We start from the raw sequence: 22,169 nt of genomic DNA, 5'->3' as shown, positions 1-22,169 counted from the left end.
GAATTAAGTAAGGCTTAAGAAGTAGGATTTGAGTTTTGTAAAATTACAAAAAAGTTTTACAAAAAAAAACTGTTTTCATAATTCTGTTTATAGTTATTAATGTTTGTAACTGATTGTTTAACAGGTTTTTTAAAGATGTTCTGTTAAAATTACACTTATTAATAAATGTATTACACTTATTACTTCTGCTTAGGGTATGAGTAAAGATTGCCACAAATTTGTGTCAGTTCAAAAGATGATTATTCCCTAAAATAAAGAATTATGAACACAAAACTTTACATAAAATGGTTTGAAATTGTAAAAGGCTTCCTTTTCTTTTTCTTGGTGTTTTTTTCACCCGCAATTTATTCACAATGCACTAATGGATCTGTAAGACCTGCGGATAATTTTACTTATACTTTATGGTCGCCAAGATGTTTAAACGGCACAGATGGCGAAATTAGACTATCTAATATTTCAAGTACCGAAGGTGCGAATGATTTTACAAACCAAGCCTATCAAGTACGAATTTTAAGCGGTCCTGGAGGAGCAAGAAATTTTCCAGTTTCTCTTAATTCAAGTACTTACACCATTACAGGTTTAGCAGCAGGAACATATATAGTAGATATTATTGATTCTTGTGGAGGAAATAGTTCTGATAAAACTATTGTTGTGCCTAATGGTTTAAATAATGCTACAATTGTATCAACTTCAATTGTACATGTAGATAGAAAAACAGGAGTTAATTCTTCGGCTTGTGGTGATGTTTTAAAATTTAGAATAAAAACTACTTCTGGTACAACTAGTGGAAGTGTTACTTATAATTTTACAAATACATTAGGACAAAGTATTTCAGTAGTAAATACAATCCCGCAGTCAGCAGTTTCAAATATTAGAAATTTTCTAACAGATTTTGAATTGCCAATTTCATTTTTTAACAATACTAACATTAATTACTCTGCTTATAATGATTGTGGTTCTGTAAGAGGAGGAAGTTTAAGTTTGCCAACTGTTCAAGAGTTTTTCTTTGATACTCCAAGAATTCAAACTTTTCCAGATCCTTCAAATCCATGTGCTGTAGGTTATGATGTAAAGATGTTTAGAAACAATTTGGTAAATCCTGTTTATGTTGAGGTTGAAGATGTAAATAATCCAGGACAACCTGTTGTAAATATTTTTGGAAACACAATAGTAGGTCATCATTTTGATATGTCTCATTACAATAGTGTGTCTCAAGGAGCCTCAATGGCAATTGGTTTAGGATTAAGATATGGAGTGAGTTATAAAATTACACTTACAGATGCATGTGGTTTTACTACTCAAAAAGAAATCAGACAAGATATTGCTCCTTTTCAACCAGAAATTTCTTGTACTACATCTGCGCGTGATGGTTCTGTTTTCTTTGATGATGTTTGTTTCTTAAATTTTAATGAAATGCCAGTTTCAAGTATGGCTACTGGACCTTTAACAATTACAGTTAATTCAGGACCATCAAATTACAATACACAGTTTGATTCTGGAGTTACAATTAATTCAAATCAAATTCAATATCCTTTTTCAATGCAGTTAAATAATCCGTTTGCTACAAGTTTATTAGCAAATGGTGGAGCTAAATCTTTTCCTCCGGGCAATTATAACTTTACTGTAACAGATGCATGTGGTAAAACAAAAACATTTGATTTTGAAGCTAATTGCACACGAAGCACAGAAATGTCCTATGAATTAGGAAATTGTGGTGAGGTTCAATCTACTGTTTTAGTGTCAATGAAAGTTCCAGTAGGAATTCAAGGAACTTTTGTAGCTGTTTATAAATCGGATGGTACCATTCTTAATTCTGGTGATATTAATTCTAGTGCTCCTTTCTTTTTTTCAAGTGTAGGCGGAGGAACAATTAATTTTCAAGTACCAATCAATCAAACTTACGTTATACGTTTTGGAGGAGTTACAGGTTTAAATAATAAAGTGCAACCTGTTCAATTTGGTGGTGTAAACGGATTGCCAAGATTAACGGATGGATTTTTATACGAGTATACTTTCAATACAACAATACAAACTTTTACTTTTGAATCGATAGTAGCTTGTGAAACTACAGTAAATATGGTGGCAACAGGTGGAAGAGCTCCTTATACTTATGCTTTGTATGATGCTAGTGGTAACCAACAAATCTTTAATTATCAAAGTTCTTCTGTTTTTAGTGGACTACAAGCTGGAAGTACTTATTTAGCTAAAACTATGGATGCTTGCGGACGCGAGTTTGCTCAATCTTTTTATGTGTACAATGCTCCAAATCCTACTGTTTCAATTGCAAGTAGTGTAGGCTGTAATGGAACATTAGCTTCAGTTTTAATGTCTAATTTGCCTAGTCAATGGAAAATTCAAGAAATTGTATCAGGAACACAATATCAAGGTACTACATCAACATTTTTAATTGAAAATTTAGGCGTTGGAAATTACCAATTTGTTTGTACCGATTTAACTACGCAATGTGCTAATCAACAACAAATAGCAGTCGAAATTGTGGCTCCAACTTGTCCAGTAGCTAGTGATGATGTTTTGGTTTATGCTCCTAATTCACAAATTACTATTAACGCTTATCAAAATGATAATGTAGGAGCAGCTGTTAACCCAACAAGAATTCGATTTTTAGAACCTACTAATGCTCAAAATAAAGAGTATTGTTTAGAGAATAATTTGATAGCATTTGATATGCCAAATGAAGGAAGATGGAGTATCGATATAGTTTCAGGATTGATTCGTTTTGTGCCTCAGACAACTTTTTTTGGAAATCCTACGAGTGTAACTTATTTTATTAGAGATTTTAATGAAAATATAAGCAATGAAGCTACAATAAGTTTCGATTTGTTACCAGTTACACAATCTGATTTGTCAAATTATGTAATAGGCCAGGCAGTTACGATGAATTTAATCCAAAATGATACAATTGGAGATGCTGTAAATCCAACTACTATTGAATTTGCAAATCCAACAACACCTAACACAACAGTTAATCTTAATGGAGCATCAATCATTATGCAGGTTTCAGGAGAAGGTATTTGGAATTTAAGTACAGTTAATGGAGAAGTTTCTTTTACACCAGAAGCAACTTTTACAGGAACGCCTTCAATTCAATCTTACAGAGTTCAAGATTTTCAAGGAAATTGGTCTAATGTTTCTGAAATTCAATTAAGTTATAATTGTGTTGTAGATGTTGTTTGTCCTGTTTTTCTAGATGAAATTGTTTCTTGTGCTTCAGAAATTCCTTCTGCCACACAATTAACCATTGCAGCGTTTGAACAATTAGGGATTCATCCAGGTGAAATTATTGGAGAAGAGTGTAGTAATGTTGTTATTACGGCTTCAAATACTGGAGATACAGGTTGCGGAGGTGTTGTTGTAAGAACGTATACTATTACTTTTTATGATCCTCAAAATCGTAACAGTCAAGCTGTTTTAAATAGTTTTTCATGTAATCAAACGTTCTTTATTCAAGATAATGAGAACCCTACAATTCTTACTCAAATTCCAAGTAGTTTAACTTTATCTTCAATAGATTCATTGCCAACTTATACAATAGAAGCTACCGATAATTGTACTTCAATGGTTGCAATAACTTACGAGGAAGAAGTAATTTTAGGAACTTGTAGCTCTAATTCAGAAATTATTAGATATTGGTTAGCTACTGATTCTTGTGGAAATGTTGCAGAGTTAACTCAGCATGTGTATATTCAAGATACAACAATTCCAGAGTTTACAACTTCTTTAGAAGCTTTAGTTTATTCAGATTGTGAAAGTGTGCCAAGTATTCCAGAAGTTGTTGCTGTAGATAATTCAAATACGGTTTCTATTACTTACGAAGAAACTCAAGAAGCAGGTGATTGTTCAAGTCAATCTAAAATTTTTAGAAAATGGACAGCAATGGATGCTTGTGGAAATGTAGCTTATTTGAATCAAGAAGTGGTGTTAAATTGTGGTGTAAAAATTTACAACGCTTTAACTCCAAATGGCGATGGTAAAAACGATTTCCTTTATTTAGAAGGAATTGAATGTTACCCTAACAACAAAGTTGAAATTTTTAACCGCTATGGTGCTAAAGTTTATGAAACTTCTAGCTACGATAATGTTACAAATGTTTTCAAAGGAGCTTCAGATAGTTCACTTAACGTATCAAATGGAGCATTACCTCAAGGAACTTATTTTTATGTGATTTCATACGATTACATTATTAACAATATAAACGATTTAAAAAACGTACAAAAAACAGGATACTTATATATAGCATCCAATTAGGCATTCATTTTATGGATATTTTGGGGAAGCTTATTACTCTGAAAGGAGTTTATATAACTCCTTTCTGGTAGTAAGTATCAACTTTACCCAAATATTCTAAAATTCTCATCATTAAATCCCCCCGAAATACAAAATGAGAAAGTTAATTCAATTTTTAGTAGCAACTCTAATGTTGTTACTATTTACTACGGAGTCTGTGTTTTCGCAACAGGATCCTCAGTTTACAAATTACATGTACAACACTACTGTCATCAATCCGGCTTATGCAGGAACTCGTGATGCTTTGAGTGTTCTAGCACTTTACCGATCGCAATGGGTTGGATTAGATGGAGCTCCAGTTACGGCTGCAGCTTCGATACATTCTCCAATGAAAAATTCTAATTTAGGTTGGGGTTTGTCTATTATCAACGATGAAATAGGACCATCTATTGAACATACTATTTCTGCTGATTTTTCTTATCGTATTACTTTTGAAAATTTATCTAGATTATCTTTCGGATTTAAAGCCACTGCAAATTTGTTGAATGTAGATTATACGAAGTTGAGCATCTACGATCCAACAGATCCTGATTTGCAAAATAATGTAGATAATCGATTTTCGCCCAATTTTGGAGCTGGATTTTATTGGTATTCTGATCAATATTATCTAGGATTGTCAGTGCCTAACTTTCTTGAAACGAAGCATTATGATGATAATACAAGATCTTCTAGTGCTAAAGAAAGTATGCACTACTATTTTGTGGGAGGCTATGTTTTTGATTTTAGTGATACAGTAAAATTTAAGCCGGCTTTCCTATCGAAATTTGTTTCTGGTGCTCCTTTACAGGTTGATTTAACAGCTAACTTTTTATTCTTCGACAAATTAACAGCTGGTGGCGCTTACCGAATTAATGGCGCTGTAAGTGCTTTAGTAGGTTTTCAAGTTTCGGATGCTATTTTTGTAGGATATTCTTATGATGCTGAAGCTTCTAAATTGGCTAATTATAATTCAGGATCGCACGAATTCTTCTTACGCTTTGAAGTGTTTAAAGCAGAAGCTAAAGTGTTTTCTCCAAGGTTCTTCTAAAAAAAAGATATTATGAAAAGCATCGTTACTGTCTTAGTTTTAATGCTTTTTTTTATTGGATTTTCACAAGAAAAGAAAATAAAAGAGGCAAATGCAGCCTATGAAAAATTAGGTTACATGAATGCTATTTCTATTTACATTGAAGTAGATAAAAATGGTTATGGTTCGCCCGATATTTATAAAAAAATTGGTGATTCCTATTACTTCAATGCGAATTATACCGAAGCAAATAAATGGTATGAAAAATTAATAAAATCTTCAGAAGTGATTGATTTTGAATATTATTATCGTTATTCTCAAACGCTAAAAACGATTCCAGATATTGAAAAATCAAATTACTATTATGCGCTATTTTCAAGATTTAAAAAAGCCGATTCTAGAGCGCAACAATTTGAAGAAAATTCTAATTATTTAGAGCAAATTAAAAACGATAACGAACGTTATACAATTTCAAATTTAGCAATTAATTCTACGTTTAGCGATTATGGTGTTTTCCAATTAAAAGATAGTATCATTTTTACTAGCACTCGTGAAACTAAGGATTCTAAACTTGATAACTGGACGAAGCAACCTTTTTCAGGTTTGTATAGTAGTAAAATGAATAAATCAAAACTATTTGAAAGTTCAAAACCCATTCTTAAAAATACAATTTTTAATAGTAATGAATCTACCGCTATTTTAACAAAAGATGGTTTAATACTTTATTTTACTCGAAATAATTTTAAAAAAAATAAGCAAAAGAAAAACGCAAAAGATGAAGTATCTCTTAAAATTTACAGCGCTAACTTCAAAAATGGGCAATGGACAAATGTTGTTGAACTTCCATTTAATAGCGATAATTATAATTGTGCGCATCCTGCTTTAAGTGCCGATGAGAAGACGCTTTACTTTTCTTCTAATATGCCTGGAACATTAGGACAATCTGATTTGTATCGTGTGGCAGTTTTAGCAGATGGAAAATTTGGTACTCCAGAAAATTTAGGCGCCACTATCAATACTGAAGGGCGTGAAACATTTCCTTTTTTGTCTTCTGATGATGAATTGTTTTTTGCTTCTGATGGTCATTTAGGTTTGGGTGGATTGGATATTTTTGTTTCCAAAATGAATAAAGACAATAGTTTTTCAAAACCTGTAAATCTAGGTAGCCCTATTAATACGGCTTATGATGATTTTGCTTATGTTGTAAATTTAGAAACACAAGTGGGTTACTTTTCTTCTAATCGACCAGAAGGAAAAGGAAGTGACGATATTTATAAATTTATCGAAAATGCAACTATTTATTCTAAAGAAGAGCAATTTTTTACGGGCAATTTAGAAGATGCTCTTTTTGGGACTCCTATAGCTAATGCTATTGTTTCGTTATTTGATGATTCTAAAAAAATGGTAGATAAAACCACTACAAATGCTAATGGAGAATTTATTTTGAATAATAATTACAAAGCATCGGGTTGGTATCTTAAGTTTGAGCATACAGCTTACGAAACAAAAGAAGAGTATATAAAATCGCAATTAATTTCAAATAAAAACACTTCTGTTGCTTTGTTGCCTAAAGAAATTCAACTAAAACACGGTGTTGATTTAGCAAAGTTTTTCTCCATACAAAACATTTATTTTGATTTAGATGATTCGGAAATTAATCCTAAAGCCGAAAAGCAAATTGCTATACTCTTGCATGTTTTACAGCAAAATCCAGAATTAAAATTAGAAATTAAATCACACACAGATAGTAGAGCTTCGGCTGATTATAATTTAGAATTATCTAATAAGAGGGCTTTTGCTACACGTAATTGGTTGGTTGCGAAAGGAATTAATGTTAACAGAATTACAAGCAAAGGTTTAGGTGAAAAAGAGCCTATTAATCATTGTGTTGATGGTGTTACATGTTCAGAAGAGGAACATCAAATGAACAGAAGAAGCGAATTTATTGTAACGGGGTATTAATTTTTTTTGTATTTTAGAACAATGGAAGAAAAGTTTTTAAATCATCAAGATTATTTGCGTGTAAAGACTCTAGAAAGTTATAAAATTCTAGATACTTTGCCCGAAGAAATGTATGATGATATTACTCTATTGGCTTCATGTATTTGTGATATGCCTATTGTATTGTTGAGTTTAATTGATGATAAACGTCAGTTTTTCAAATCTAAAGTAGGTATTGATTTACAAGGAACTCCAATAGAACATTCTGTTTGTTTTCACGCCTTACTTTCAAATGAAGAACTATTTGAAGTGCCAGATTTAAGAAAAGATGATAGATTTCAAAATAATCCTTTAGTAGAAAATAATCCAAATTTAGTTTCCTATTTTGGTGTTCCGTTGCAAAATTCGGCAGGAATTGCTTTCGGAACTTTGTGTGTTATTAGTCAAGAAGAGCCAAAAACAATTTCAGAAGAAAAAAAGCAAATTTTAAAACGACTTGCTAAACAAGTAGTTTATTTGTTAGAACTTAGAAGACAAAATTTTGAGTTAAAACGATACCAAGAAGAAGTTGAATATTATTCAAAACAAATGGAAGAGTTTGCTCATACAGCAGCTCACGATTTACGAGCTCCTTTGCGTGCTGTAAAATCTTTTCTACAACTTATAGAAATGAAGCGCGAAGGTCAAGTAGATGAAAAAGAAAAAAAATACTTCGATTTTATTTATACTAATATTGATACAATGAATCAATTAATAGTTGATTTATTAGATTATGCAAAATCGGATAGCAAAATTGATGAAAAGGAGAGTATCGATTTGAACGAGTTTATTATTCAAATTTTTCACAATTTAGTAGAGCATCATCATTTGTCAAATTCAAGTTTAAAAATTAAAGAAATGCCTACTTTGAGTTTTTCAAAATTAGCGTTGCACATGATATTTTATAATTTAATAGATAATTCACTAAAATATAGAAGCCAAGAAAAAGATTTGGAATTAAAAATAGGATATGATTCTGATTTGTTTAATCATTATTTTGAAGTGGAAGACAACGGTATTGGAATTGCAGCAGAATATTACGAATCTATTTTTAAACCCTTCAAAAGATTGCATACAAAATCAGAATATGCTGGAAGTGGTCTTGGATTAGCATCTGTGAAAAAAATAATTCAAAAGCTTGGCGGCACAATCACTGTAAAATCGGTTTTAGGAAAAGGAACAAAATTTACAGTAGCAATTCCTAAAGAATAATAGTTTTTTCTAATAAAATAATTTATCTTTATAAAGTTTAAAAATCTAAATTCATTAAATGCGATTATTAAAAACCATCGTTATAGATAGTAACTCCGATGTTGTAGCCCAACTTTCAAAATTTGCTGAAGAAAATTCAGTAATTATTGAAATTTGTGCTTTTTCGGATAGCTTGTCTGAAGCTATGCCTTTGATTAAAGCACATAAACCCGAGTTAATTTTTTTAGATGCAACACCTATTAATTTATCTGAATTTCATTTGATAAAACAATTAGATTTCAATATTCCTAAATTTATTTTTATTTCAAATGATATTACTAAAGCCTATGATGCTTTTCGATATAATGCTACGGATTTTCAATTAAAACCACTCGATTTCAATGATCTTATTGTTTGTATTTATAAAGTAATTAAGCTAATTGAAATGGAATTGAGTTTCCAAAATCAAAAAGTAAACCAAATTAAAAGTTATGGAAGTGAAACAAGCGACAATGGTTTTATTGCCATTTCGTCTTCCGATAAGATTGAATTAATTAAAGTTGAAGATATTATGTACTGCAAGGCAGAAGGGAAATATACAGAATTTGTGTTGTCTAATAAACAGAAAATTCTTTCTAGTAAAAACCTTGGAGAATATAATTCCTTACTTTTAAATAACTACTTTTTTAGAATTCATCATTCGTATGTAGTTAATATTAAAAAAATTGTCAAGATTGTTAAAAAAGATGGATTCTACTGTGAGTTTGAACACGGAGTTTCGTTACCAGTTGCTAAGAGAAGACAAGAAGAATTTGTAAAATTTATAAAAATATAAATTGATGAAGGCAAAAGTTAAAAAAGTAATGATAGTAGATGATAATGAGTTTGATTGTTATATCACCTCAAAAATCGTTACTAATTTTGATGAAAATATAGATATTATGGAGTTTAACTCTTCCATAACGGCTATTCAATATTTAGAAGAATTTCAAAATGTAACAGCAAAATTACCCGATTTAATTCTTTTGGATATCTACATGCCTGTTTTAGATGGTTTTGAATTTATTGAAAAGTTTAATTCGCTATCTGATACTCTGAAAAATCATACTAAGATATGTATTTTGTCTACCACGGTAGATGATTTGTATATTCATAAAGCTAAAGTTGATGAGTCGGTTTTGTTTTCAAGCAAGCCTATAACAAAAGAATTTGTTGAGAGTATTTTTTAATTTCTCTTAACTTCAATCTGTTTTCTTGTATTGTTTCAACATAATTGTATATTTACATTTTATCTTTTAAAATGAAATTTGCAATTATCACTCACGTTCAACACATCAAAAACGATAATTTCTATTTTGGTTACGCACCCTATATTCGAGAAATGAATATTTGGTTACAATATGTAGATGAGGTAATTGTGGTTGCGCCTTTAGTAAATAAAGAATTAAATCCTATTCACGAAAAATATCATCATTCTAACTTGCGTTTTCGTACGGTTTTAGAATTTAATATTACTTCGGTAGCTAATATTTTTAAAGCGTTATTTAAACTCCCAAAAGTTTTTAGTACGGTTTATTCAGCCATGTCTCAAGCTGATCACATTCACTTGCGTTGTCCTGGAAATATGGGTTTAATTGGAGCTATAGTTCAAATTTTATTTCCAAAGAAGCCTAAAACAGCTAAATATGCTGGTAACTGGGATCCAAATGCCAAACAACCTTTTACTTATAAATTACAGCGTTGGATTTTATCCAATACTTTTTTAACCAAAAACATGCAGGTATTGGTGTATGGCGATTGGAACAACCAAACAAAAAATATCAAACCTTTTTTTACCGCAACTTACTCCGAATTGGATAAAAAAGTAATAGAACCAAAAACATTAGAGGCATGTATTGATTTTTTATTTGTTGGAACATTGTCTAAAGGTAAACAGCCTTTATATGCTATTCAGTTGGTTGAAAAATTACATCAACAAGGGAAAAATGTTCGACTGAATTTGTATGGAGAGGGAATTCTAAGAGACAATTTAGAACAACATATTTCCGAAAATAAACTAGAAAGCATCGTTTCTTTAAAAGGGAATCAGTCAAAGGAAACGGTCTTAAAAGCCTATCAAAACAGTCATTTTTTAATTTTACCTTCTAAAAGTGAAGGTTGGCCAAAAGTAGTTGCCGAAGCTATGTTTTGGGGTTGCGTGCCTATTGTTTCAAAAGTTTCTTGTGTGCCTTATATGTTGGGCTACGGAGAAAGAGGTATTCAACTAGAAGAACAATTAGAAAAAGATGTTATTCAAGTGACAAGTTTGTTAGATGATGAATTATTATATCAAAAAACGGCTTCTGGAGGACAAAATTGGTCTCGCCAATTCACAACAGATAAGTTTGAAGATGAAATTAAGAAGTTGCTCTAAATTTTGCTAAAATCTTTTGTGTACCCAATCACTGTAGCAGGATTTCCTCCAACAATAGTTCCTGGCAATACGTCTTTAGTTACTACAGCACCAGCACCAATTACAGCACCCTTTCCAATTGTTACGGGTTTAATAATTAGCGCATTCATGCCTATAAAAACATTGTCTTCTATAATTACATTGCCCATGCTAAACTCAGAAACGCCTTCTGGGGTAATAATTGGAAAATGATTTAAAATTTTTGCACCAGAAGTAATTAAAACATTGTCTCCAATTGATGTAGAAACGTTTTTTAAATTGTCGAATAATACATTGGTTCCAATAAAAACAGTCTTGCGATTTTTAAATTGAATACCATATAATTTTAGCAATTTAGTTCGCAATGAAGGCGGAACAAAAAATTGCATTGAAAGGTGAAGTAAAATAAATTTAAAACCTTTTTTAAAGAAAGAAAGAGAAATTTTATTCCAAGTAGCACTATGCTTTTCCATAATTTATTTTATTTCTATACTTTAAATGCTTCGCTGGAACTCCTGCAACAATGCTGTAATCTTCAACATCTTTAGTTACAATTGAGCCCGAAGCAATTACAGCTCCTTTACCAATTTTATTTACACTATTTGTAATAATTACATTATTGCAAACCCAAACTTCATCTCCAATTTCTAAAGATGATGATGATGTTTTATTTTCATACAAACTAAAACCATCATATTCGTGTTTGTGGGTTTGTATCGTAACATGGTCAGAAATAGTGACATTTTTTCCCATAATAATACCTCCACAAATATCTACTTCAATGTTTCTAGAAAGCACACATTTTCCTAAAAAAGTTATTCCTGAATTTTGATTTGGTTTGTCAAAATTGGTAATAACGACATTATTTGTAGCTTCAATGTAAGTTGTTTTAAAACGAACAAAAAAGTAAGCTTTTTTTACTAATTTAATTATTGGAAAAGTAAATAGCAACGAAGTTAAAAATCGTTGTAAAACATAATCTATTTTGTATAAAAATTTTTGCATTATTTGTAAACGTAGAATTTTGAAATAATAAATCGTAAAGGTGTTAAAATCAAAATAGTTATAAATGTACTTATCAAATAATTTATTTCAAAATAATTAAAAGTATTATATAAAATATTAGCTAATACGTAAAAGAAAACTAAGCTTAAGCAAAACTTAATTAGTTTACTGTTGCTATGAGTGGTTTTAAAAAGCACCCTTAATTGAAGCGTATATAGCATTAAGTAAGAAATTCCATAAACAATCATAAATGCGATTGATTTATTAAATTTTAGAATATCAACAAAAATATAAAGTGATACAAACACAAAACCATAACCAAAAAGACTAATGATAATGTATTTTAAAACTTGAGATTGTAATTCTTTATTTTTTAGGATCTTCAAAATGCGTTTGTTTTAAGAAATATAATATTTTTTCTTGGTTTTTTCTTATTCGTCCTAACATATCAGCCATGAAAGCAAAGATTGTGATAATAACGCTCATGCCTAAAAGAGATAATCCTATAATACCAAAACTTTTGTAAGGTGTTATGGTATTGTAGATAATCCAATGTAATAAAGCCCATCCGCCAAAAAACATAGCAATTAGAAAAATAACGGTTGCAATTCCTAGGAAAAACTGTAGCGGGCGATAATCTTTTAATGACTTAAAAATTATTGACGAAGTTTTGTAAGCATATTTAAAAAGATTGTTAGCTACTCTGGAAACTCTGTCTTCAAAATATAAAACGGTAATTGGAATTTGGGCTACCTTGAAGCCTTTATCTAATAAATCTAGAATTGTTTCATGCGTGTACGTAAAACTTCCATGTAGATTTAAACTTAATAAAGTATCTTTAGAATAGGCTCTAAAACCACAAGAAGCATCGTAAATTTTAGTTTTACTAACAAAACTTACAATTTTATTTACTTGTTTATTTCCCCAAAATTTTATTCCTGGCATATTATCAGGTTTTCCGCCAGAAAATCTAATGCCTAAACAAAAATCAGCTTGTTGAAGAACGATTGGATTGATTAATTCAGCAATTTGATTTACATCAAACTGTCCATCAGCATCTATACTTACTAACACATCTGCTTTTGTTTTTAAGGCGTAATTAAGTGCTGTTTGAAATGCTTCTCCAACTCCTTTATTTTTATTGTGACTCAATACAGTTGCTCCAGCCTTTTTTGCTTCCTCAACGGTGTTATCTGAACTTCCATCATTAATGACCAAAACTTCGGTTAAGTTAAAACCTTCAAAGCTTTTTGGTATGGATTGAATGACCTTATAAATTGTTGCTTCTTCATTTAAAGCAGGCATGTAAATAACAAGTTTTTCTAACATCTTAGATTATTTTTTTTATCAACAATAAGGTTATTCTAAATTCGTTAAGCAACAAAACAATAAAAAATAAGTAACTAGCATAAATAAAGTAGTTTCCGTTTTTTATAAATAAAGTATAAATATAATAAAAACTTAAATAGATAATAGGTAGTAGTACTAACCAATAACGACTAAATCCTGTTCCGGCTAATACAAAACCTAAAAATACTAACCCAAAAGCAATACTTAACTGTTTAATTATTGGATTCTTCCAATTCTTATAAAGACCAAAAATTACAGCTAATAAAAGAACTAAACTAATAGCAAAATTTCTAATTCCCGTTACTGGTACAAATAGTGAAATAAAGGCAGGAATACCATTAATTCTGTTTACTTGAAAGTGTTGTTCTATTCCTAAACCACATTTAATGTTATACCATAGTGGATTTTCGTCCATTTTATAACGACTAAAATAGCTTATTTCGCTTAAGTTTTGAGATTCGATATTGTAAACATATTTGAACCAAAAGAGTAGCGGAGTTGTTAAGATTATTGAGTAAAGAACTATTTTTCCAAAGTTTTTTCTATCCTGTTGAAAATAAGAATAGTAGTAAAGTAATACCATCAATCCTAAAACAGCATAAACATATCGAGTAAAAACCAAAAGGATAAAAAGAGCAAAAAGGCGTTTAAAGTTGGAAAGTTTTTTTTCTGAATTAAGGTAATAAATGAATCCCCAAAATGTTACAAAAACAATTGCTTCAGGATATAAGGAAGGCAAAAACGATAAAAAACCCGAAGAAACACATGTTAAAAGCAATAAAGTGTAGGTAATTGTAGGTTCTAAATTAAGTTTTTTGAAAGTTAAGAAAGCAAATCTAATTCCTAAAATACAAAGACCTATATGAAATAACTTATGCAAAGCAAAACCTAATATAGGAAGTTTTGGAGTTGAAAAAAAAGCCATTAAAAAAGGAACAATAGGAATAACAGAAGAAGGGCTTTTAGTTTGATAGTATTTACCTTCTAATATATTTTGAGCAATTTTGTTATAAGTAAGTTCGTCACCTTGTAAAGGCAAAAATAAATTTCTCAAAGCGAGTAAAATAAGTATACCAAAAAGAATGTAATATAATTTTTTACTTTCTAATAGTTTATGCAATTGATTCATATAGGTTGGTTTTCATCGGTAAAAATACTATTTTTTACTAATTAATCGCTTGCTGATTGATTAAACATAGGTTCTATGTCTGATAGGAATAAAAGAAAAGATTATATTTGTCGATGAATTTAATTGTATTTCAGCTATTAAAACAGATATCCGCATAATTCAACTAATTGACAGCCTTGAAGCAGGTGGTGCCGAGCGTATGGCTGTTAGTTATGCTAATGCGCTTCAAAAAAGGGTTTCTTTTTCTGGTATCGTGGTAACGCGTAACGAGGGTAGTTTGCAAAATCAATTAGACAAAGATGTTCCTTATTTATTTTTGGACAAGAAGAAAGTTTTAGATTTAAAAGCATTATTTAAACTAAGAAGTTTTTTAAAAGTAAATAATATAAAATTCATTCAAGCTCATAGTACCTCTATATATTTTGCTTTTTTACTAAAAATAGTACTTCCAAGTATTAAAATTATTTGGCACGATCATTATGGTAAAAGCGAAATGTTAGATAAAAGAAAGTCTTTTGTATTAAGGATAATTTCTATTTTTGTTTTTGGAATCGTTGCTGTAAATCAAAAATTAGCAGCATGGTCTTTAAGTAATTTATTTTGTAAAAAAGTAATTTATTTGGCTAATTTTACGGTATCAGCTAATGAAACTTCATTTATAAAGACAAAATTAAACGGAACTTCAGGAAAGCAAATAGTTTGTTTAGCAAATTTAAGACCACAGAAAAATCACATCCTTTTGTTAAAAGTAGCAGAGAAATGTAAAATTAGTCATCCTGATTGGACGTTTCATTTAGTTGGAAAAGATTTTCAAGATTCTTATTCTGATATGATTCGAGATTTAATTGTTGAGAAAGGACTTCAGGAAAACGTTTTTTTATATGGTTCATGTGATGATGTAACTTCAATTTTACAGCAATGTCAAATAGGAATTTTAACATCAGATTCTGAAGGTTTACCCGTAGCGCTTTTGGAATACGGATTTCAAGAATTAGCTGTGATTTCTACTGCTGTTGGAGAAATACCTACCGTTATTGATGATAAAAAAAGTGGCTTGTTAGTTCGTCCTAAAGATACATTATCATTTTCAGATGCATTAACGGAATTAATAGAAAATGATACTTTACGAATTTCGTTAGGTGAAAATTTAAAAGCCACTATTTTAAATACTTATTCAGAAGAAAAAGTGATGTTAAAATATATAAATTGGGTAAATGAAAAATAGTCAATTAACATATTTTAATCTAATTATAGTACATGTAATTATTGGATTTGTAATTTATTTATTGCCATTCCTAGCAAAGTTATATACTGTTTTTGTTTTTATTTTTGGTGTTATGTACATGCTAAGAACTAAAAATAAGAATAATGAAGCGTTGCTTATTTGTGGTTATATTGTAGGTGTCGAGGTTTTTCTGCGAATGACAGAAGGAAATCCAATTCACGAGTTGTCGAAATATTTAGTTATTGTTTTTCTCTTTTTTGGAATGATTTACAAAGGATTTTCAAAAAATTCATATATCTATATTGTTTTTTTATTACTATTAATTCCCGGAATTATTATTGGTGCCAATGAATTAAGTTTTGATACTAATTTAAGAAAAGCTATTGCATTTAATATATCTGGTCCTGTGTGTTTAGCAATTGCATCTCTATATTGTTATCAGCGCGTGGTAACAAAAGAGCAATTATTCAAGATGTTTGTATTTATAGGACTACCTATACTAAGCATGACCATTTATTTATTTTTGTTTACACCTAGTAATAAAGAAATTTTCATTAGTACACAATCAAATTTTTCGGCTTCAGGAGGATTTGGACCTAACCAAGTTTCTACATCTTTAGGTTTAGGAATGTTTGTTTTTTTTGTACTAGCATTACTTTATTCCAATACAAAAAAAATGATTATTATAAATTTAGTAATTTTTGTCCTAGTTTCTTATAGAGGAATCTTAACTTTTTCGAGGGGTGGAGTTATAACTGGGGTAGCAATGATTGTTTTTTTAGTGTTAATTTTATTTTATTATTCGGGTCCAAAAGTTAAGAGTAAATTATTAACTATAATATTGTTCTCAGTTATTGGAGGTGGTTTATTATGGTCTTACTCAGTTTATAAAACGAATGGAATGATTGAGTATCGTTATGCTAATAAAGATGCTAGAGGAAGAGATAAAGAAGATAGACTTGGAGGTCGTGAAGCAATTGCAGGAACTGAAATTAGTGCTTTTAAAGAAAATCCAATTTTTGGTATTGGAGTTGGTAAAAATGCAGAATATAGAGAAGAAATTATTGGGCATAAAGTTTCTTCACATAATGAAATTACGCGTATGTTAGCCGACCATGGTTCATTAGGATTACTTGGCTTATTAATATTGTTTATAACGCCAATTTCTTTATATTTTGGAAATAAGCAAAATATTTTTTTAATTTCCTTTTTTGTTTTTTGGGCATTAACTATTAATCATGCCGCCATGCGAACAGCTGCACCAGCTTTTATATATGCCTTATCACTTTTAAAAGTTAAATTTGTAGATGAAGAAACGCCTGTTGTACATAGGGAACCAGCTGTCTAAACACGGATACAATAAAACTTCTATTGAAACACTAGGGGTTTTTCTTAAAGATGAAGGGTATGATGTAATATTTACCTCTAGTAAGAAAAATCAGTGGGTGAGAATGCTAGACATGATTATTACAACTTTTTTAAAGATAAGAAGTGTTGATTATGTTTTAATAGATACCTATAGTACGTCAAGTTTTTGGTATGCTTTTTTTTGTAGTCAAATAGCGCGCGTTTTTAATGTTAAATACATTCCAATCTTAAGAGGCGGTGATTTACCTAATCGTTTAAAAAAGAATCCTAAATTGTGCCAAATGGTGTTTGCTAATGCTTATAAAAATGTAGCACCATCTGGTTATTTAAAACAAGCTTTTCAAGAAGCAGGTTTTACAAATGTTATTTATATTCCCAATTCGATTGAAATAGAAAAATATAAATTTAAAGATAGAATAGAATTTGCTCCAAAATTACTCTGGGTTCGCGCTTTTGCTACCATTTATAATCCTGAAATGGCCGTTAAAGTGTTGTTTGAATTGCAAAGAAAATATCCAAATACCTCGTTAACAATGGTTGGTCCTGATAAAGATGGAAGTTTGCAAACAACAAAAGCATTTGCTGATTACATCAATTGTAAAGTATGTTTTACCGGGCAATTGTCTAAAGAAGATTGGTGGCAATTAGCATCTGAGCATGATATTTTTATCAACACAACTCATTTTGATAACACACCTATAAGTGTTATGGAAGCCATGGCTTTAGGATTGCCGGTGGTGAGTACCAATGTAGGCGGAATTCCTTATTTACTTACTGATAAAGAAAATGCTCTATTAGTTAACGATAATGATGTTGTTGCGATGGTAGATTCTATTTGTTGTTTGATAGAAAATCAACAAAAAACGAAAGAACTAACTTCAAATGCACGAAATTTTATAGCCCAAATGGATTGGAATGTAGTGAAAGAGGATTGGAAGCAGGTTTTGAAGTGAAAGTGAGTTTTTTTGTTTCAGGTATCCTGTTTTTGAATGTTGAATGAGGAATAACGAATGTTGAATTTTGAAATCTTTAACAATTATTAATTACTATTTCAATAAATTTTCAACGATGATTTCGTGGTTTCTTTTAAATTCGTTACTTTGCGTTAGAATTATAAAAGAATGAGTGCCTCCCAAAAAATACATTTTGAAATTTCAGAACGCAAAATTTTATTGCGTGTTATGGATGTATTTTTTACTTTAATGACTTTAGCATTAATTGGACATTATACGAAGTTTGATTATTTCAGAATATCTCAGAGCAGTTTTTATTGGACAATCGTTTTAGCACTTTATTTGGTTTTCTTCGGAACAATTTTCGAAATGTACAATTTGCAGACTGCTAGTAACCGATTTCAAATTTCTAAAAGTATTATTTTAACAACTTCTGTAACCGTTTTACTTTATTTGTTAACCCCTTTTTATACTCCAGTATTGCCTTCCAATCGTTTGCAGATTATATTGTTTTTCTTTTCTATTTTAATTTCATTATCAGTTTGGCGCTATTTATATATTGTTTTCTTTGCGTCTAATCGATTTATGAAAAAAGTACTTTTCGTAGGAAGTAGTAAAGAGGTAGATGCATTGGTAACCGAATTAGCTAAATTTAATCCACATTACAGAGTTGTGGGTTATATTGCAGTAGATGAAGCACCAAATAAGACAAATGTTGAGCGTATTTTAGCGGAAAATCTAGATGAGTTTGTGTACCAAAATTACATTTCGGAAATCGTGGTGGCTAATGTTAAAAATAAATTAACCTCGGTTGATTTGTATAATAAGTTACTTCGACTACTTGAAAAAGGTATTGTAATTAGAAAGTATAATCAAGTTTATGAATACAGCACGTATCGTTTGCCTATTCATTTTGAAGATAGAGAATTGTATAAGTTTTTCCCTTTTAGTAGAAGTAATCAAAACAAATTGTATGTGTATTACAGTCGTTTTTTTGATATTGTTTTTTCGCTAGTTGGATTAATTAGTTTTTTTGTATTGGCACCTTTTTTATGGATTGTCAATCTTTTTGTTAATAAGGGAAGTTTTTTTTATACCCAAGAACGTGTTGGGAAAAACGGAGTTCCATTTACGATTTACAAAATGAGAACCATGGTACAAAATGCCGAACAAAATGGAGCTGTTTTTGCTACAACAAATGATAGCCGAATTACTCCTTTTGGAAAATTTCTACGTAAAACAAGATTAGATGAATTACCTCAATTTATCAATGTTTTAAAAGGCGATATGGCAATAATTGGTCCACGTCCAGAGCGACCTGTGTTTGTTGAGCAAATTGCTAATGCCATTCCTTTATATCAAACACGCCATGTTATTAAACCTGGACTTACAGGTTGGGCACAAGTGAATTATCCTTATGGTTCTAACTTAGAAGATAGTTTGATGAAACTGCGTTACGATTTGTATTACATCAAACATCGAAGCTTGTTTTTAGATATCAATATCGTAGTAAAAACAATGAGTACGGTATTGTTTTTTAGAGGACAGTAATCAGTTTTCAGTTATCAGTTTTCAGTCGTCAGTTTTATTAACGTGTTAAATTTGATTTCTTAATCTGTAACACAATTTTTCCAATCCAATAAAAGTGTAAGGCGATAAATGGCCAAACGATTTCCAAATGAATTTTTGTAGTCATAAACGCTAAATAAACTAACAACATTGCTAAAATAATTTGTCCAAATAGCACTATTCTTTCTTTGATTCCTTTTTTAAGATACCAAGCAAAAACTAATAAAAGCGGATTAAATAGTAAAATATTATAATTCCATAAGATTTCTTCGTGCAATGAGTATAATCCTACCAAAGAGAAGAAAAGTCCTAATAATCCAGCAAAGATAAAGTAACTAATTTTTATCCATTTTTTGTTTAAAAGAACTAAAATCAAAAGCGCTGTAATTAATGAGTAAATCGAGTTTAACCAATTAAATGGAGTTTCAACTTTGGTTACTTGAAGAATTTTTGAATTACTCTTTTCAATTTTATTCCCATTTACTTTTGTAGCCGAAATGGCATCTTTAAATTCATAAGGTAAAAACAGACGAGTGGCTGGTTCATCTACTTTGGCTCCAAAAATCAATTGAATTCCCAATTTCATATAAAAGTCACTCATGTACGGATATAAAATTTCACGATACGACATTTTTGAGCTATCTGATTTTATATATTCTTTGCCTAAAATGCCATTGATTTTATCCACAACCATTGTGGTGCAATTTCTATCAATGAATTTATAAGTATAAAAACGCTCATCACTATAAACCGAATGATTTAGTTGTTGAAATAACGTATTGATCTGAGAAGGATTAAGGTCTAATTCTTGTTCAATTATTTCACGATTTTCCATTTGATAATTGTAATAAAAATCGATAAAACTACCATTTGTAACAAAATATTGCAAATCGCCTTTTATAAATCTACCAATGAAATTAGGTGTGCTAAAATCAAAAGCACCATAATTATAAACGACATCAATGGCATAAATGCTGTCTTGAATACGAATTCCGGTGTGACCATACATAGCATACGATTCTGGTCCTAAACCACAAGTTAAAATACTGACTTTTGCTTTTTCAGAAAGAGTGATATTTTGGGCAAACCCATTAAAAGAAATTAAAATAAGTAAAGCGAAAAGTAGTTTTTTTATCATGTTCTTTTGTTTCAAGTTTCAGGTTTCAAGTTTTGGCACACGGATGAAACGGGTTTGCTTACACAAATCGCTGGTTTTAGCGTTTTTTTTCAACACATAGACACATTAGATTTGCTTTGTCTGTATTTTAGGCGTTTCACTTGACATAGCTCACATTAGATGTGCGATTTGTTTGTTATGCTATTCAATTTCTCTTTTATTTACTTTTTCAACGCTATTCAATTCTGTTTTTAAAAACTTTTATGACTTATATGTTTAGTTTCAGCATTCACCATCCATCTTCCATCATCAAACATTCATCATCTAAACAATTCCCAATCTACTTTTATGGAAAAAATATTGGAATACAAAGCTGCACTTTGGTCACCTAAATCGGTTAAAGCGTAATCCACTTGAATGCCTTTGTATTTAAATCCTAAACCAATATTAGGTTGAAAACTCAATTTTTTTGAATCATCAATTTGAGTAATTTGTTGAAAATTTCCAACACCTGCTCTCAAATAAACCAAATCGATATAACCAAATTCTAATCCAAGTGCAGGATCAATACTTACTGTGTTTGTTGAAATGATGTCATTTGTTCGAGCAAATTGCATGTTTAAATTTGTTGCCGCTAACAAACTATAATCATAACGAATAATCCATTTTTTAGACATTCCTAATTGCGCTTTTGGCAACGTAATTTCACTAGTTTCAGGTAATTCTTGATTTTCACCTGGAATAGCATCTGCAATTTCTTGGTATTTATCTTCGTCTATGGTCCAAGTATTGTAAGTAGTAGTAATATCGCGAATCATTAAACCAAATTTCCAGTCTTCATCATCACTTATGTACTGAATTCCTAAATCCAATCCAAATCCCCAAGAATTAGCAAAATCTCCAATAATTCTTCTGATTACTTTCGCATTTACTCCATAATTTAAACCTTCAATAGGTAAACTTCTAGCATAAGAAACAGTCAAGCCATAATCAGCAGTAGAAAAAAGCGAAATTCTGTTGTAGTCGATGTTTCCCTCGCTATCAATTAATTGTGTAGTGTTTAAAATATCATCAACTCCAAAACGAATTAAGGAAATTCCAACCGCGCTTCGGTCGTCGATTGGCATGGCGAAACCTGCATAATCGTATTGTGCTATATTGGCAAAATAACTGGCATGCATCAATGAAAACTGTTTGTCTTCTAGTTTTAATAATCCCGCAGGATTCCAATATCCAGAATTCACATCGCCAGTATGAGACACAACAGCGTTAGACATTCCTAAAGCAGCAGCGTCAACTCCAATATTCATAAATTCATTTGAATATTTTCTAACGGTTTGCCCATAGGTTGTCCCACAAAAACAAATTAAAAGTAGTAAAATGGTCTTTTTCAATGCCAATTTTTTTACAAAGATGAAATAAATTTCTCAAATAGTAAACTCTAAAAGTATTAACTTATTGTATTACATTTGCTGTAAATTAGGGAAGGCTTGTTTTTAGGTCTTTTTTAGTTGTAATTTTGCAATTCGTTTTAGTTGCA

17 protein-coding genes and 1 pseudogene are annotated in these 22,169 nt (G+C 30.4%); 11 read left to right on the top strand and 7 right to left on the bottom strand.

The features are described 5' to 3' along the window. Nucleotides 1-261: 261 nt before the first annotated feature. The 7 genes from B0I03_RS07830 (at nt 262) to B0I03_RS07800 (ending at nt 10,895) form a co-directional block, all read left to right on the top strand. The gene (locus B0I03_RS07830; RefSeq protein ID WP_111566891.1) at nt 262-4,266 is read left to right on the top strand and encodes a T9SS type B sorting domain-containing protein; all 4,005 of its coding nucleotides are present in this window, start codon (nt 262-264) and stop codon (nt 4,264-4,266) included. Between the two features lie 133 nt (nt 4,267-4,399). Continuing rightward, nucleotides 4,400-5,332, top strand: coding sequence for a PorP/SprF family type IX secretion system membrane protein (locus B0I03_RS07825; RefSeq protein WP_111566890.1), 933 nt, complete (start codon nt 4,400-4,402; stop codon nt 5,330-5,332). Nucleotides 5,333-5,344: 12 nt separating this feature from the next. Beyond that, the gene (locus tag B0I03_RS07820) at nt 5,345-7,273 is read left to right on the top strand and encodes an OmpA family protein (protein ID WP_111566889.1); all 1,929 of its coding nucleotides are present in this window, start codon (nt 5,345-5,347) and stop codon (nt 7,271-7,273) included. 21 nt (nt 7,274-7,294) lie between these two features. After that, entirely contained in the window at nt 7,295-8,503 is a 1,209-nt protein-coding gene (locus B0I03_RS07815) for a sensor histidine kinase (RefSeq protein WP_111566888.1), read from the top strand. A gap of 58 nt (nt 8,504-8,561) precedes the next feature. Next, nucleotides 8,562-9,317, top strand: coding sequence for a LytR/AlgR family response regulator transcription factor (locus B0I03_RS07810; RefSeq protein WP_111566887.1), 756 nt, complete (start codon nt 8,562-8,564; stop codon nt 9,315-9,317). Nucleotides 9,318-9,321: 4 nt separating this feature from the next. After that, a complete protein-coding gene (locus B0I03_RS07805; RefSeq protein WP_111566886.1) occupies nt 9,322-9,711 on the top strand; it encodes a response regulator in 390 nt (129 codons plus the stop codon). Nucleotides 9,712-9,782: 71 nt separating this feature from the next. After that, nucleotides 9,783-10,895, top strand: a complete 1,113-nt coding sequence (locus tag B0I03_RS07800) for a glycosyltransferase family 4 protein (protein ID WP_111566885.1) — start codon at nt 9,783-9,785, stop codon at nt 10,893-10,895. 23 nt (nt 10,896-10,918) lie between these two features. Here B0I03_RS07800 and B0I03_RS13360 read toward each other — a convergent pair. From B0I03_RS13360 to B0I03_RS07775, 5 genes and pseudogenes are all read right to left on the bottom strand, one after another. Continuing rightward, nucleotides 10,919-11,083: pseudogene (locus tag B0I03_RS13360) on the bottom strand (DapH/DapD/GlmU-related protein); the annotation flags it as partial. A gap of 289 nt (nt 11,084-11,372) precedes the next feature. Then, nucleotides 11,373-11,918 carry an acyltransferase gene (locus B0I03_RS07790; RefSeq protein WP_111566883.1) on the bottom strand — a complete coding sequence of 182 codons (546 nt, stop codon included), beginning with the start codon at nt 11,916-11,918 and terminating at the stop codon, nt 11,373-11,375. Continuing rightward, nucleotides 11,918-12,304, bottom strand: a complete 387-nt coding sequence (locus B0I03_RS13355) for a GtrA family protein (RefSeq protein WP_181452369.1) — start codon at nt 12,302-12,304, stop codon at nt 11,918-11,920. The genes B0I03_RS07790 and B0I03_RS13355 overlap by 1 nt, the downstream gene beginning before the upstream one ends. Continuing rightward, nucleotides 12,285-13,247 (bottom strand): glycosyltransferase family 2 protein, encoded by a 963-nt coding sequence (locus tag B0I03_RS07780; protein WP_111566881.1) that lies wholly within the window; start codon nt 13,245-13,247, stop codon nt 12,285-12,287. Before B0I03_RS07780 ends, B0I03_RS13355 begins: the two co-directional genes overlap by 20 nt. Before the next feature lies 1 nt (nt 13,248). Next, nucleotides 13,249-14,397, bottom strand: coding sequence for a hypothetical protein (locus B0I03_RS07775; protein WP_111566880.1), 1,149 nt, complete (start codon nt 14,395-14,397; stop codon nt 13,249-13,251). A gap of 199 nt (nt 14,398-14,596) precedes the next feature. Between B0I03_RS07775 and B0I03_RS07770 the strand changes: the two genes are divergently transcribed. The 4 genes from B0I03_RS07770 (at nt 14,597) to B0I03_RS07755 (ending at nt 19,494) form a co-directional block, all read left to right on the top strand. Continuing rightward, the gene (locus B0I03_RS07770) at nt 14,597-15,622 is read left to right on the top strand and encodes a glycosyltransferase family 4 protein (RefSeq protein WP_245902971.1); all 1,026 of its coding nucleotides are present in this window, start codon (nt 14,597-14,599) and stop codon (nt 15,620-15,622) included. Then, the gene (locus tag B0I03_RS07765; protein WP_181452368.1) at nt 15,612-16,970 is read left to right on the top strand and encodes an O-antigen ligase family protein; all 1,359 of its coding nucleotides are present in this window, start codon (nt 15,612-15,614) and stop codon (nt 16,968-16,970) included. The genes B0I03_RS07770 and B0I03_RS07765 overlap by 11 nt, the downstream gene beginning before the upstream one ends. Continuing rightward, the gene (locus tag B0I03_RS07760; RefSeq protein ID WP_181452367.1) at nt 16,930-17,943 is read left to right on the top strand and encodes a glycosyltransferase family 4 protein; all 1,014 of its coding nucleotides are present in this window, start codon (nt 16,930-16,932) and stop codon (nt 17,941-17,943) included. Before B0I03_RS07765 ends, B0I03_RS07760 begins: the two co-directional genes overlap by 41 nt. 228 nt (nt 17,944-18,171) lie before the next feature. Beyond that, nucleotides 18,172-19,494: a sugar transferase gene (locus B0I03_RS07755; RefSeq protein ID WP_317048049.1), complete on the top strand. Its 1,323-nt coding sequence runs from the start codon at nt 18,172-18,174 to the stop codon at nt 19,492-19,494. A gap of 37 nt (nt 19,495-19,531) precedes the next feature. Here B0I03_RS07755 and B0I03_RS07750 read toward each other — a convergent pair whose 3' ends face one another. Both B0I03_RS07750 and B0I03_RS07745 read right to left on the bottom strand, forming a co-directional pair. Further along, on the bottom strand, nt 19,532-20,650 hold the full coding sequence (locus B0I03_RS07750) for a lipoprotein N-acyltransferase Lnb domain-containing protein (RefSeq protein ID WP_111566877.1): 1,119 nt from the start codon (nt 20,648-20,650) through the stop codon (nt 19,532-19,534). 299 nt (nt 20,651-20,949) lie between these two features. Next, nucleotides 20,950-22,023, bottom strand: coding sequence for a putative type IX sorting system protein PorV2 (locus B0I03_RS07745; RefSeq protein ID WP_449528514.1), 1,074 nt, complete (start codon nt 22,021-22,023; stop codon nt 20,950-20,952). Nucleotides 22,024-22,169 lie beyond the last annotated feature (146 nt).

It is taken from the genome of Flavobacterium aquaticum, assembly GCF_003259835.1.
Taxonomy (GTDB): Bacteria; Bacteroidota; Bacteroidia; order Flavobacteriales; family Flavobacteriaceae; genus Flavobacterium; species Flavobacterium aquaticum.
Note: the sequence above shows the minus strand (reverse complement) of the source record. Positions and strands in the feature narration are given on the sequence as shown.